Origin of the sequence: Butyrivibrio sp. (assembly GCF_017940685.1) — a bacterium.
GTDB lineage: Bacteria > Bacillota > Clostridia > Lachnospirales > Lachnospiraceae > Butyrivibrio.
Map to the genome: position 1 here is coordinate 1 of NZ_JAGAYD010000117.1, position 15,059 is coordinate 15,059.

Annotated in this window: 10 protein-coding genes; all 10 read right to left on the minus strand. The window is 40.9% G+C overall.

What is annotated here, in order from left to right; all coding sequences use genetic code 11:
• Positions 1 to 1,559: glycogen debranching protein (locus tag J6I68_RS07345; RefSeq protein ID WP_292219027.1), on the minus strand; the 1,559-nt coding region annotated here is incomplete at its 3' end.
• Positions 1,556 to 2,575, minus strand: coding sequence for an HD-GYP domain-containing protein (locus J6I68_RS07350; RefSeq protein ID WP_292219030.1), 1,020 nt, complete (start codon positions 2,573 to 2,575; stop codon positions 1,556 to 1,558). The genes J6I68_RS07345 and J6I68_RS07350, both read right to left, overlap by 4 nt.
• 83 nt (positions 2,576 to 2,658) lie before the next feature.
• On the minus strand, positions 2,659 to 3,789 hold the full coding sequence (locus J6I68_RS07355; protein WP_292219033.1) for an SLC13 family permease: 1,131 nt from the start codon (positions 3,787 to 3,789) through the stop codon (positions 2,659 to 2,661).
• A gap of 27 nt (positions 3,790 to 3,816) precedes the next feature.
• A complete protein-coding gene (locus J6I68_RS07360; protein ID WP_292219036.1) occupies positions 3,817 to 4,584 on the minus strand; it encodes an inositol monophosphatase family protein in 768 nt (255 codons plus the stop codon).
• Between the two features lie 104 nt (positions 4,585 to 4,688).
• Positions 4,689 to 9,347 carry an MBG domain-containing protein gene (locus tag J6I68_RS07365; RefSeq protein WP_292219039.1) on the minus strand — a complete coding sequence of 1,553 codons (4,659 nt, stop codon included), beginning with the start codon at positions 9,345 to 9,347 and terminating at the stop codon, positions 4,689 to 4,691.
• A 235-nt stretch (positions 9,348 to 9,582) separates the two neighbouring features.
• Complete coding sequence (locus J6I68_RS07370) at positions 9,583 to 11,244, minus strand: putative polysaccharide biosynthesis protein (RefSeq protein ID WP_292219041.1); 1,662 nt, start codon at positions 11,242 to 11,244, stop codon at positions 9,583 to 9,585.
• A gap of 17 nt (positions 11,245 to 11,261) precedes the next feature.
• Positions 11,262 to 12,707 carry a glycogen synthase GlgA gene (gene glgA, locus J6I68_RS07375; protein WP_292219042.1) on the minus strand — a complete coding sequence of 482 codons (1,446 nt, stop codon included), beginning with the start codon at positions 12,705 to 12,707 and terminating at the stop codon, positions 11,262 to 11,264.
• Between the two features lie 56 nt (positions 12,708 to 12,763).
• Entirely contained in the window at positions 12,764 to 13,957 is a 1,194-nt protein-coding gene (cbiD, locus tag J6I68_RS07380) for a cobalt-precorrin-5B (C(1))-methyltransferase CbiD (protein ID WP_292219044.1), read from the minus strand.
• A gap of 270 nt (positions 13,958 to 14,227) precedes the next feature.
• Positions 14,228 to 14,539: a hypothetical protein gene (locus J6I68_RS07385; protein WP_292219052.1), complete on the minus strand. Its 312-nt coding sequence runs from the start codon at positions 14,537 to 14,539 to the stop codon at positions 14,228 to 14,230.
• Positions 14,540 to 14,809: 270 nt separating this feature from the next.
• A partial coding sequence (locus tag J6I68_RS07390) for a hypothetical protein (RefSeq protein ID WP_292219055.1) occupies positions 14,810 to 15,059 on the minus strand: 250 nt, incomplete at its 5' end.

Sequence of the window (15,059 nt, forward strand, 5' to 3'; positions counted from 1 at the left end):
CTGCTGGTAAGAAGAATGGTCATCATATTCTTCATCTGACGAAATCTCAGATCCAGAATCTCAGGGTCAGAGGTATCTCCCTCTACTCCGCAGTTCCAACTGTCATTAGAATCTGTTCCATCCCTATTGTCCTCACCATTTGCTTCATTGTGCTTGTCATTGTAGGAAACCAGGTCATACATGGTAAAGCCGTCGTGGCAGGTAACGAAATTAATGGATGCAGCGGCGCTTCTTGTGCCGTACATGTCATTAGAGCCCTTGATCCGCCAGATAATTTCAGGCATGTTCTCTGCTCCGCCCTTTATAAAGCGCCTTACGCAGTCCCTGTATTTCCCGTTCCAGTCAGACCATCTGCCCCAGGATGGGAATGTCCCTACCTGGTATAGTCCACCAGCGTCCCAGGCTTCTGCGATCAGTATGCATTTCCCAAGCACTGCGTCGTGGGCTATGGCATCAAGAAGTGGTGGATCCATCATTGGCGAGCCATCTCTGTTTCTTGACAGGATTGATGCAAGATCGAACCTGAAACCGTCAACATGATACTCAGAAACCCAGTATCTTAGACAGTCCAGAACCACATTTCTGACAACAGGATTATTGCAGTTCATGGTGTTTCCACAGCCGCTGAAATTGTAGTAATGGCCCTCTGGAGTAAGAAGGTAATAGGTCCTGTTATCAACTCCTTTATAGGAGATATATGGGCCATCTTCATTGCCCTCAGCTGTGTGATTAAACACCACATCAAGGACTACTTCTATTCCGTTTTTATGGAGCCTTTTAATAAGGCCCTTTAGTTCATCAGCTTCCATTCCAAAGGGCGCTGACGCAGCATATCCGGCCTTTGGAGCAAAAAAGTCTACGGTAGAATATCCCCAGTAGTTGTAGAGCCTTTTTCCATCTACCACTCTGCTGTTTTCAAACTCATCAAACTCAAAGATTGGCATAAGCTCTATGCAGTTTACACCAAGTTCCTTAAGATATGGGAGCTTTTCGACAATTCCAGCGAAGGTTCCATTTCTTTTAACCCCGCTGCTACTGTGCTGAGTAAAGCTTCTTACATGCATCTCGTAGATCACAAGGTCGCACTGCCTTCTCTCAAGGGGCTTGTCACCCTCCCAGAGATAGTCCTGCCTTATGATCTGTCCTCGATATTTAAACTGTGTTTTTGGATTTGGCTTGGTGCCCCAGATGGATCTGCCAGATACAGACTTGGCATATGGGTCCAAAAGAACTTTCGACTTATCAAACAGCTGTCCCTTAGCTGGGTTATATGGCCCATCAAAACGATAGCCATACTCTGTGGTCTCAATATCGATTCCATAGATCAGCATGGTATATACATTTCCAATCCTGAACTCGTCAGGAAATGGGATCTCAACAAAGGGCTTCTCCTGCCCATGATGATACAAAACAAGAGTGCAGCTGGTTGCCTCTTTTGAAAAGATACTGAAATTAACTGCTCCGTCTTCGCAAAGACTGGCCCCAAAGGGAAACACTCTGCCAACACGGTAAGCAAGACCCTTTATGGTATTGGTGGGAAAAGTATCTATCAGCTTCATAAGCCCTTATCCCTCATGTTGTAGTTAGTATCCTCATCTATCATCTGCAGCATGATCTCAGCAAATATGGGGTCAAACTGTGTGCCTTTCCCCTTTTCTATCTCAGCTCTTACAACTTCCTGAGGAAGGCTCCTTCTGTAGCTTCTGTTGCTGGTCATGGCATCATAGGCATCTGCTATGGCGATGATCCTTGCCATCTCCGGGATATCTTCTCCCATGAGACCTTCAGGATATCCCTTACCATCAAATCTCTCGTGGTGCCATCTTGCACCAATTGAGAGCTCTGGCATATCCTGGATATTAGAAAGAATTGCTGCTCCCTTCTCAGGGTGGGTTTTTATTATGGCATATTCCTCATCGTCAAGCTTGCCATTTTTATTGATGATGGCATCAGGAATTCCAATCTTTCCAACATCGTGCAAAAGACCAGTGATATATATCCTCTGAAGAGCTGATACATCGTATCCAGCACGTCTTGCAATCTCAGCAGAATAATCTGCAACTCTCACTGAATGACCGTTGGTATAGGTATCCTTGGCGTCAATGGCAGCTGCAAGGCTCTTAACGATACCAAGAAACAGTTCCTCATTTTGTCTGCTCTTTTTCTCAACTTCGCTTGCAAGGTCTTTTTGCAGCCTGTTAAGTTCAATGCAGTGAGTAACTCTAAGGGCAAGGATCTTTGGCACAAAAGGTTTTCTGATAAAGTCCTTGGCTCCCAGCTCAAGGGCCTTTTCTTCAATATCTCCGTTCTCATTGCCAGTAAGAAAAATGACAGGGATCTCCTCTTTTCCAAGCTCTTTTTCAATATCTCTAAGTGCCATATAGGTCTCGATCCCGTCCATATCCGGCATCATGACATCCAAAAGAAGTATATCAGGAGTCTGTACCCTGATATAGTCAAGAAGTGCCTTGCCAGAGGTCAAGGGCGCAACAGCCATGCCTTCTTTTCCAAGGATGCCCCTGACAAGCGTTATAATAGATACATCATCATCTACGATGGCTACCTTATACTTCATTTATTATCCCTTTAAATATGAGACAATACCTACGCTACTTATACAATTAATTTTATCTTGTAAACAAAAATGTCGCAATACCATTAAAATAATGATATTGCGAACCTAAATCCCACAAGTACAATGAGGAATATTATATTTGCTATAGTGAACATCCCAAAGTATTTGCCTGTATTACCAGGAAATTCCTTGGTGTAGGCCTTAAAAGAAATAAGGCTTGCCATTGATGCAATAAGTGTACCAAGACCTCCAACGTTAACTCCCACAAGAAGAGATGTGTAATTGCTGGTAAAGCCTGAAAGCATCAGTGTTGCTGGAACATTACTGATAAATTGGCTAAGGATCACTCCTATAGCGAATTCTCTGTTTGTCAGGACTGTTCCAAGGAAATCACTTATGTAGTCTATCCTGCCCATATTTCCAGTAAATATGAAAAAGCCAATGAAAGTAAGGAGCAGAATGTAATCAGCTCTTAAGAGGATTTTAAAGTCCATACCTCCCACTATCACAAAGACTATGATAGCAAACACATACCATGGGATCACTCTTACCACAGTTAAAAGAGCTACTACAAAAAGCACTGCGTAGATAATAATCTGTATTTTGCTTCCAAATCTGCTGGTAATGGAGTTTTCTTTTGTGTTTGAAAGCTTCTCTTTTCTGCCTGGTAATGTAAAGAGGCATGCAAAAAGTAAAACTGCTGATATCAGGCTATATGGAAGCATTGTCAGTATGAAGGATGAAAGCTTCATTCCTGTTAGCCCGTATAGATACAGATTCTGGGGATTGCCAATGGGTGTCAGCATACTGCCAAGGTTCGCTGCAATGGTCTGAAGTACAACTACAGGGATCATGAGATCCTCTCTCTTGCAGCTACTAAGGATCATGATAGCCAGTGGTACAAATGTTATAAGTGCCACATCATTGGTGATGAGCATACTGCCTATAAAGCACATGAACACCAAAACCACTGCCAGCTCAAATCCGTTTTTAACTTTTGAAAGGAGAGCTATGGCTATCCTCTCAAACACCGAGTTCTCTTTAAGTCCTTGGATTATTACCATAAGTCCCCACAGGATTCCAAGGGACCTGAAATCAATATATGAAATGTATGTCCTGTCTGGACGAACAAAAAACGCAGAAATAATAGCAAGTATCCATGCTATACACAGCACTTTATCAAGTCTTTTTATCTTACTCTTAATACCACTCACAATTACTAACTTCCTTAAACCAAATTCTTATTTAAAGCACTCAGGGATCTCTTTTACTCCTCTTGCCCTGCAGATAGCAGATGTTGCTCCCCTGAAGCTGATCGGATCACCATTTATATCTGTTACTATGCAACCTGCCTCCATGGCAATAAGAGCAGCTGCAGCATAGTCCCACAGCTGGATCTTAAGCTCAAAGTAAAGCCCAACTCTACCCATGGCAACGCAACACATATCCCAGGCTGCAGTTCCTGACCTTCTAAGATCAACGCATAATGGCAGCAGCTTCTTACCTATATCAAAGGACCTGTCCCTAAGCTCCTCATAATATGGCGCAGTTCCAAATACCGAAAGCTGATCAGATAATGGCGCGTCAGATGACATTATTCGTTCGCCATTAAGATACGCTCCCTGCCCTTTAGTTGCGTGGAACATCATATCGTCGTAAGGATTGTAAACCACCGCCATATAGGGCTTCCCATCCTTTAAAAGACCTACTGAAATTACTGAAGGTCTGTACTCATATATAAAGTTAGATGTCCCATCAATTGGATCAATAACAAAGCAGTATCCGCTTTCCATCTTGGATGTAAACACATCCTGACCATCTTCCTCACCAAGAAACTCCGCTTCTGGAAGGACGTTCTTTAGTCTTTCCATCAAAAAAGCCTGGATCTTCTCATCCATCTCTGTACAGAAATTAGCATGTCCCGCCTTTTCCATGATCTTGGGACGCTTTGATGAAAGGAGTATTTCTCCCGCTTCTTTTACGATTCTAATAATGTCTTCTATGAACATTTCAAATTCACCTCGAGAACTAATTATAGTTTTTAGGTAATTTCTTATCAAGTCCAAATAAAAACCCGGCCACTTAATGTGGTCGGGTCATTAATTAAACTATATTAGTTTTCTTCTTTTTTCTTTCTCTTGATAAATACCATTGAGAAAGCAATTACAGCTGCTACGATGATCGTGATGATTCTTCCAAGAATATCAGTATCATCTGTTGGCGCTCTTCTTGCTCCGAGAACCGCAGGACCATCACCTACAACAGGTTCTCTCTGCGCACCGAGCACAGCCGCAGCATTTGTTGGAGCACTAAAAGCTGCTACAGTAAATGTTTCTGTTGTTTCATCATCTCTGTCATCATCATCGTCAATAACGACGATATCATCAGATGAAGGTGTACCAATTGTAAGAATTCCTTTTTCAGGAGTAAGTACGTAGTTATCTAAAACCGCTTTCAGCGCAGCATCAACCCCTGGTATAACTTCCGGAATGTTTACAGTAATTTCGTACTTTCCACCGGCTGCCTCACCTTGCTCACGAGTAAACAAGGTCTGATTACTGTTGAACAGCTCAGCAATCCTGCCCTGATTTGCTTCATCTCTTGCAACAAGCCCTGAAACAGCAACAGTATAGCTGGGATCTGGAGCATTATAAGCCTTATTTTTGTTCTCTGCCTTTATCACCATTGGAATAGCAGTAATTTCAAGGCCACCAATTTCGAATTCATTTTCGCCAGAAGGAATGGTCTTCTCCGTCTCAGTTGCATCAGGAGCATCATTGATCACTACTATCTTAACCTGGTTCTTTAAATCTATTTCCTTACCACCAATGTTTGTCTTGATAGTCATATGCTCTTTGTTTAGCATAACTGGATAATAATCAACATCTATTCCTTCACCGCCGCTGATATAGAGATTATCTATAACAACATTCATACCATCGATATTATCCTCAACCGGCAAAAGCTTGGTTCCCGCAATCTCTTCAGATGTTTCAGATCCTTCTTCTGCATGTACTACAAGCGCCCCAAGGTTAAACCAAGATGAAAGCATCGTATTTACAGGCAGCTTTTCTTTCTTAGCATAAATATTAACTCCAAAATCGGCCTCCTGGAGCAATCCATTATAAGGTAATGAGGTTTTTCCGCCTGTATTATCTGCTCCAAGCTTAACATAAATGATATATTTATGTTCATCAGATCTGTCAGTGATCTTGATATCTCCATATACAGGAATTATGTTATAGTTTTTAGCTTGTGTATGTGGCAAAAGTTCAAAGGTAAATTTGTTTTCTGCCAAATCCTTTCCACCTACTTCAGTCCTGCTACCTGTAAATCTCACCGACCATAGATTGATACCTTCACCCCATACAAAGCCTTCATGCTTCTCCTGTGAAGATGTCTCTGTCTTATACTGATCAACATATTTTGAAACAGTTATTGTCTTTGCGTTGGCCTGTTCAGAATTGTATGCAGTAAGGGCTTTTCCATCAAACTCTTTTGATATTGTTGATGAAGTAAGATATACAGTTCTTGGAAGTATGGTCAGAGTTCCGAAAGTAACTGATATATCCTTTACAACGATTCCTTTACTATTAACAACCTGGCCTTGTTTATTTACATAATAAGTATACTTTGCCTCGTTAGATTTATCAGTAACATAAATCTTACTTATCTTATTGTTATTACTGTCGTTAGGGCCAGTTACGTCCTTTACTTTGCCACTAAGTTCAACTCCGGTAACAACAAGATTCTTATTCCCACTGTTGTCAAAGCCAAAATTTTTCTCCTCTTTTTTATTGTAGGAATGATACAATCCATCATAGTACCAGGACTGGTCCTTGGAATAAACTTCCAGCTTTACATTCAGATCATCTCTCTTGAAAAATACAAACAGATTGATCTTTTGTCCGTTCTGTGTGGCTTTACCTTCCCAAGTCTCTGCATCGTTACCTTTAGAAACGGTATAACCGACTCCACTTGACTTAAATTTCTCAGAGAAGGTTGTCTGAGTTTTTTCTTCATTGAATCTGTACTGAAGATCTCTTGTACTACTAAACTCAGCGCTCTCCTTGACAGAAACCGGTACTTCCTCACCATCTCTAAGCTGAAGTTTATAGTTTACCCTCTTGTAATAGTTAGGAACATATATTCCAGCAGCTCTATGATTGTAAGAGCCGTCTTCTCCCTGGACAATATAGTTAACTGTGTATTCTACTTCTTTTGCCCATTGAGCATACAGTTTGATCTTTCCATTAAGAGCGATGGTCTTATTATCATCATTTGTGCCATACCAGGTTCCTTTTCCGTCTGCCTGAGTATTCCATCCAACAAATACCTTATTACCATTCCAGAAAGTGCTGGATTTAACATCAATCGATTCTCCCCATCTTATCGGAGTTGCCGGATCACCAATTGTAGATACTGTTATGGATCTACCAGTCCCATTATTGGCATAATAAGTGATATTTGTTGATACATATCCATCAATATGATTGTAGTTTGAAGTACGTGACTGTTTCTTATATACGTACCAGACTACATCTTTCTCAGAAAAGTCAGATCCATAAACTTTCTTCACATAAGCATCAATAGATTCCTTGACACCTGTATTATAAGAATAGTTTATTTCTGCCTTATTAATACCACCCCAGTTATAAATCGAACGATAGTTACCGTCATTTGTACTGTAAGTTGGTGTCAATAGTTCCATACTTTTTGCAGTACCTGGCCATGATGGATCATCCTTGTATGGATAATAGAATATTGGGTTCTGACCTCCCGGCCCAGGTTTAGCAGCATCTTTTAAAAGAAGATAAAAGCCCAATCTCTCGGTATCAGATTTTACAAACTTAGCATAAAGAGTAGTGTCAGCACCTACAGCATCTAAACCATTAAATTTCGTTGTAAGGCTGCCATCTGAGTAGACACCCTCAAGTTTGTAGTTTTGATCATCATTATTGTCCGTTGCAAGCTTATTAGCGGCGTTAAGAGAAAAAGGTGATCCATCCAGAATAGCCTGTCTTGCAAAATCATCAACTGTTTTCTCGTATGTCTCGCCGGTATAATAAACGCCCTTAATATCTATGATTTTTGTAGCGAACCTTACATCAAGATGGTACTTGAAGTTAACAAAGTCATCAGGAACTTTAATATTTGTGTTGCCTTTGTTTTCTCCTTCAGTCTCCTCATGTTCAGGATTTGTTTCTCCCTGGCTTTCGTTATGCCAAGCAAAGAATGCTGTTTTGTAAGACTTAGCATATCCATCAGTATCAAGCTTGATCAATTCTTTATTTGAAAATACTGCATTGGAAGCGTTTTTCTCACCTGCATTTTGGAGATAGCTTGTATCAATATCTGTTATAGAATCAATGACTGATTTAATATCACCATTAAGACCCGCGCGAACAGCTTTCTTATCAAGCCAAACTACACCTATAGGGAAATATCCGTCATCCTGGATCCATCCCAATTTAAGTGTAGAAAGCAGATCAGCATTATGATCACTTAAATTAGGTGAAGATGTACCATCTGTTGCATATACAGCCACAGGTGTAAGGCCATTCTGACCATAACCATCTTCGCTGTAGTAGAACTTTACTGCTTCTGCGGCATCTGTATCGACATCTACGTATCCGCCATCTACTTGTGCCCGTAAACCTGTAAAGACGCCATAAACAAACTTGATAATTTGTTTATCATTTATCTTGGCATTATCAAAAGAATAGCCATCAATCAAAGGAGCAACCTCTGAAGGAAGCTTTTGCCAATTGATAAGCTCATAGTCCATATTTACTGTCTTTGCAGAATCATCTGTAGTTATCTCGTTGCCTTCAAGGTCATATACCCCGGCATTAAAACTCACACTACCAGGAATGCCAAGAATATAGTAATACATTGTTACTGCATAGATTGAAAAATGGCTTGCATCAAAAGCAATTTCATCTGATGCTGTATCATCCTTTGCTTCCTTATCAACTGAAAGCTCATCATCTACATAGAATACAGCAAGTCCTGAGTCATCATTAGAATCTGCATCAACTGCCTCTGTGATATTTGAAAACTCAATCTTTACTGTAGTTCCTTCTTCGGGCTCAAATTTACCTGTAGGGTTCTTATCAGTTATTAGACTGTCTGCAAAAATATTGATATCGAAATTAATTGTATCCTGAACTTTAGCTTCTTTATCTTCTACATCGTCATTCAGGACTTCCTCAATTTTTTCGTTAACCTCTTGCTGTTTATCTGGCTCAAACTCAACTATCTTGACGTCAAGTCTGGCGTGTTCCGGAAGTACTCCTTCGTCTGCTGAAGCAGTTACCTTAATATTACCTACTATTGCTTCCAGTGATTCTTCATCAGAATCCTCATCTTTTGATCCATCTGTTATAACTGCCTCTGTTCCATCTACTATGATTTCAGAATTTTGAACATCAGCTCCTACTACAGCAGAATCAACATTTTCATCCAATTTATCATCAGTACCTGTTTTAGTATCTGGGTTATCCTTGCTTTCATCAGGATTTTCATCAGACAAATCGGTATTACCCTCCTTTGAAACATCTTCGGTAGATGCTTCTGTAGAAGTCTCTGATGAAATGATCACATCATCTCCTGTCGGCTCCCAATCCGCAGTCTTGATGTCACCATCAGCATCATCAGTTATTTCTGTCTCAGTGGCATATACATGAGCTGTTGTAAGATCACTACCAAATGTAGTAATTACAACGGTAAATGCCATAAGAACCGCCAACAACCTGTTAATCTTTTTCATTGATTAACTCCTCCTCAAAAAATTAAAAAAAATGAAATTTTTGTGAACACACAGTCTAATGATAGCGCACAACCAATCATACAAACCATCATATTTGGCCAAAATTTTGTAGTAAAACAAAAATTGCGGCTTGTTTTTGCACAATTTCTTCAAAATCATACCAAAAACAAACCGCAATTTAGAAATGTATATATGATGTATCATACATATTGCATGCCAACTAGATATTCCATTTTTATAGCAAATGAATTTTCTTTAAAAGAGACACAATACTATTTCCTTTTGGAAATCTCTTTATATCTTCCTCAGATGCTCCTCCAGACTTTATCAAGACAGCGAAGTAAATAAACGCTGCAAAGAATACAGAAATCAGAGTTGAAAACAGATTGATAAAGTACGGGCTTCCCATAAACAATCCAAATACAAATTCAAAGAGTTTATATATCCCAAAGGCAGCTGCCCCCATTACTATAGACGCAATAGATGGGAACAGATATGTCTTTTTAAAATCATTAACAATAGGAAGATTTCTCTTCATAACTATATTGTTAAGAATGCACATCACCAGAGAGTAAAGTATTGTTACGATACAAAGTGCCACGTATCCAAGGTCAGTGTAAATTAGAAGAAACGAAAGCACTCCGCTTTGAAGGATAAGGGCCAACGCTGCATTAAGTACAGGTGCATTGACCTTACCAATACCCTGAAGAACTGCATTTGTAACAGTTGATAATGAATAGAACACTACCGTGATTGCAAGGAGCATCAAAAGAAATGCAGCCTCATCAAGGGACCTCTTCTGAGGGAAAAGTATCATCATAACTGGTCTGGCCAGAGCAAAGAGACCAACTGCACATGGAATAGAGATCATAAGGATGACTCTTGTAACTCTTGATACTGTAACTCCAGCCTGCTCCACATCACCACGAGCATAGGTCGTCGATACCTCAGGGATCATTGCTGCTGCAGCTGCTGAAGCCATGGCTATAGGAAGGTTTGTTATGACCATTGCCTTTCTTGCGAAAATTCCATATTGATAAGCGATCATACTCTCATCTATTGCCTTGTAATGGAACAATATCCTGCTAAAGAGGGTTGAGTTTAAGAATGTTGATAGATTATAGATACAGGTACTTAAGATAAAAGGCGTAACGATCAGAAAGATCATCCTGATGATCTCTCCATTTGCCATATCCTCATGAGTATCCTTTTCAAGGCTCTCTTTCACTCTTGGTCTGTTGTATCTGTATACAAGGAACATAAAGATAAGAGCCACTAAAACACCAGAGCCTGTTCCCACTGCACTGCCTATTGCTCCGTAGACAGCTCTTTTCACAGGATCCTCATCTCCTGCTATCCTGGTAAGAATAAGGGCTCCACCAATACTTACAATCGCATTGAAAATCTGCTCAATGAGCTGAGAAAGGGATGTAGGGATCATGGTCCTGTGGGCCTGGAAGTAACCCCTTAAAACACCAAGAAATCCAAACAGGAATATCGTTGGAGCAAAGAATTTAAGTACTGTTGCACTCCTTCCTGTGACGAATACAGGCGCAGCAAAGAAAAGCACAAGACTTCCAACGCCGCCTACTACTGCTACATAAATAAGGGCGCAGCGGAATATCCTGTGGGCGTTACGATACTCTTTTACCGCAAGCTTGCCTGATATTATCTTACTCATTGCAGATGGAATACTATAGGAAGAAACTAATAAGACAATTGTATAGACCGCGTAAGCCGCAGCATAATAGCCATTACCCTCATCTCCGATAATGGCTGCCAGCGGGCTACCATAAAGAAGGCCGATGATTCTTGATATTATGCCTGCAATAGCAAGAATACCGACCTGCACAAATAGTCCCTTTTTGGAATTATCTACACCTACGCTACTATTCATTATTGATCAAATAAATGTTATGGCCTGAGCCAGTCGTACATCTCCTGATATTTTTCAGCAGAAACCTTCCATGAGAAGTCAACTGCCATTGCCCTGTCGATCATCTTGTTCCACTCACGCTTCTGATCATAGAAAACATGCTCAGCCTCTCTGATGGTTCCAAGCATCTCGTGGGCATTGTAGTTAAGGAAGCCAAAGCCGGTTCCAGTGCTCTCAAACTTGTTGTATGGCTCTACTGTATCGATAAGTCCGCCAGTCTGTCTGACAATCGGTATCGTACCATATCTTAACGCCATCAGCTGAGAAAGTCCACAGGGTTCGAACAAAGATGGCATCAAAAATACATCTGAAGCAGCATATATCTTGTGACTCATAGGTTCTGAGTAGTAGATATTAGCTGAAACCTTGTCGTTGTACTTCCAGTCAAAGTGTCTGAAAGCATTCTCATACTGTTCTGCACCTGTACCGAGAACAACAAGCTGTATCGCATCCTGGCACAGTTCATCCAAAACGTAATTGATAAGATCAAAGCCCTTCTGATCAGTAAGTCTTGAAACAATACCGATCATCATCATCTTGTCATCTTCCTTAAGGCCAAGCTCTTTCTGAAGAGCTCTCTTGTTCTTGATCTTTTCCTTGCGGAAGTTGATAGCATTGTATTTATAAGGAATATACTGGTCTGTCTCAGGATTGAACTCGTTGTAGTCAATTCCGTTGACAATACCTCTAAGGTCGCTGGCCCTTGCACGAAGAAGTCCATCCAGTTCCTCTCCATAGAACTCAGTCTTGATCTCCTCTGCATATGCCTTACTTACAGTGGTAATGGCATCAGCATACACAATACCGCCCTTAAGGAGATCTGCATCCTTGTAAAGGCCAAGCTTGTCAGGTGTAAAGTAATAATCTGGAAGCCCAGTGATATCCTGAACCTTCTTGATGTCCCACTTGCCCTGGAACTTGAGGTTATGGATCGTCATAATGGCCTTGATGCCTCTATAGAACTCGCTGCCCTGGAATCTCTCTTTGAGATAAACAGGAATAAGTCCAGTCTGCCAGTCGTGGCAGTGAATGATGTCAGGTCTAAAATCAATTACAGGCAGAATGGAAAGCGCTGCCTTTGAGAAAAATGCAAATTTCTCGATCTCGAAGATAACGTCGTCGCAGTAAGGCTTCATTCCATTGAAGTAGAACTCGTTGTCAATGAAATAATACTTGATTCCATCAACCTCAGCCTTAAAGATACCAACATACTCATTTTTCCAATGAAAATCCATGTAAAAGTTGGATATGTACTCCATCTTGTCCTTCATGGGCTGACTGATGCACTTGTACAGTGGAAGGATAACTCTCACATCGAAATATCTCTTATCAATGTTCTTGGGAAGGGAACCTACAACATCTGCAAGTCCGCCTGTCTTAATAAATGGTACGCCTTCTGAAGCTACAAACAGGATCTTTTTCATCTATTTTGTCATCTCCTTATTCATGCATTCTCACATACTCACATTAATAGCTTACATTATTTGAGTCTGCGTGACAACGCAAATTGTTCCTGTGACACTTTGGCTAAAACGTTCTGTGTTTCCGCTGTTTTCCCAAGGAATCCAAACTGTTTTGAGAAAAGAGCTACTCCGCAGTGGAGCTTGCCGCCGCAGCGCCTTTTCATTGCCCTGTCTATCTCTACCAGGATGCTCTGCATTACCTTGTCCTTAAGTCCCCAGCTCTCAAGGTAAGCTATGATCTCATCGCAGGTGGCACATCCCATGAGTATCTTGACCTGGCTTGATGTTCCTCCAACAAGTGCAGTATGGGCGGAAAAGATCTCTCTTCTGCCGTCAGATGCTACTGAGTTGGTATTCATAATTCCTGCAGCAAGCTTGACCAGCTTACCAACATTTCCAACAAGCAGGATATTTTCTACTCCCTCTTCCACTGCGCAGTCTATTGCCTGTCCTGGGAAGTTATAGCAGCTTACCGCTGTCCTGAGGTCAACATGAAGAGCTTCGTTTATCTCTTTTGCACAGTACTTGCCAGGACTGATCAGTAACGACCTGACTCCAGTCCTTGTCTGGGCTCTTATCTGTTCATTGATGGATTCTGAGATTTCTCTCATATGAACATTAGGTATAGAGCCGTAAGCGCCAATTATCCTGATACCGCCGGAAAATCCACTCTGAGGTGCAGAGTTTCTTGCAGCTATCATCATGCCCTCCGGACATGATACCGTAATAAGGAGCATCTGCGCTCCATCAGACATCTCGCATACGCTTCCCACTGCGTCAAATATAAGGGCTCTTGCATCCTTCTCAATAAGTGGCTCGCCCTTACCGATGCCTGTCTGTTTCATGGCTGCCACCCCAACGCCTTCACCGGCCTTTAAAAAGAGATTACCATAGCGCAGATCAGTAGCTGATCCCTCTAAAGCCTCTCTTATGTCTGCAAGTCTTGAAACCTTAACATGAATGTTGGCTCTCTCCCTGATATCAGGAGCCATTCCTCCTTCCATGGTGCAGATGTATTCGCAGGACTGATCTGAGCAGCTATCATCCACCCTCTGGACCATGTATGTCCTGGTGGCTCCATTCTTATGATGGATCGTCACATTCTCATAGACAATCTTAAATATTAGCTCTGCTGTTGCAGCTCTTGCTGCCGCTGCTACGCAGTCGCCACTTGAAATAGGGCTGAGGGTAAGTCCTGAAAATCTGTCCATAAAAAAGCTCCTTCTTTGGGATAAGATAAGCTTAATATATAATGTGTCACATTAACAATATATCGTAACCAGTTATTTATTATTTCGAATTACTTTATTTTTTCTTTAGAAACCGTCCATATTTTGTCCAAATTTTGTCGGTATCATATAAACATATCAGAAGTAACATACTTCTGACTCCCCCAACAAAACTTTTTTCATACCGGGTCAATCGGCTCCCCACTGATTGACCCCTCCTCCCAAAACTTAAGCACCTTAAAGGTGCTTTTTTTATGCGGGAATTGCGGTGTCTTCTATTTCTTTTGTTTCAGAAGTTTCAGCTACTTCCTTCGTTTCCTCAGTAAGAGCCTGGTCAGTTTTCCTAGGACCACGAACGCCAAAGCTTCCGTTGTACCTAAGCTCCTTTAAGATCTTTTTGATGTTCTTAAGCTCTTTTTCCATATCTGATGCACTGGCGCAGATGACAGTTGGTACGCCACTGCCACTAAACTCAACTTTAAGGCCGCTGTCTTTAAGCGCCTTAAAAGCCTTAAGTTTATCTGTTGTGCTGATCTGCTCCAATTCTTTTTCGTTCTTATTCATATATCTTGTGCCTTTCTATATTTATAAACACAATATATCATATTTTGGTAAAAATTTCATCAGCCAAAAAAAAATATTCAAAATAAAGTTAAGTTTTTTCATTACCTTCCGATATATTTATTGAGAATAAAAATTCTCACTCCCCCAACAAAACTTTTTTCATACCTGGGCAGTTTAACTCCCCATTAAACTGCCCTCCTCCCAAAAAAATCTTGTGAAAACACACACTAAAAAAGAAGGTGACCCTAAACACCTTCTTTTTTACTGTCTTTATCTATTTACTGTGTAGGCCTTCACAAAGAAGTCCTTGTCATCCTGTTTCACCATTGAAAGTCCATCATCTGAAATATAGTAGCTGTTTCCACTTGCTTCATAGTTGTTGTGGATACTGCCCACCAGGTTTCTCCACTCATCGTAGTTGGGCTCTCCCATCATATCTTCAGCCTCTTCAAAGGGAAGTCGTCCTGATGTTACCGGTCTTATAAGGATAAAGAACTTATCTCCCTTTTCAAGTGGAACA

Bases quoted from the DNA above. Each gene is read 5' to 3' on its own strand.
- J6I68_RS07365 (WP_292219039.1), bottom strand. From the start codon at position 9,347: ATGAAAAAGATTAACAGGTTGTTGGCGGTTCTTATGGCATTTACCGTT.
- J6I68_RS07360 (WP_292219036.1), bottom strand. From the start codon at position 4,584: ATGTTCATAGAAGACATTATTAGAATCGTAAAAGAAGCGGGAGAAATA.
- J6I68_RS07350 (WP_292219030.1), bottom strand. From the start codon at position 2,575: ATGAAGTATAAGGTAGCCATCGTAGATGATGATGTATCTATTATAACG.
- J6I68_RS07385 (WP_292219052.1), bottom strand. From the start codon at position 14,539: ATGAATAAGAACGAAAAAGAATTGGAGCAGATCAGCACAACAGATAAA.
- cbiD (WP_292219044.1), bottom strand. From the start codon at position 13,957: ATGGACAGATTTTCAGGACTTACCCTCAGCCCTATTTCAAGTGGCGAC.
- glgA (WP_292219042.1), bottom strand. From the start codon at position 12,707: ATGAAAAAGATCCTGTTTGTAGCTTCAGAAGGCGTACCATTTATTAAG.
- J6I68_RS07370 (WP_292219041.1), bottom strand. From the start codon at position 11,244: ATGAATAGTAGCGTAGGTGTAGATAATTCCAAAAAGGGACTATTTGTG.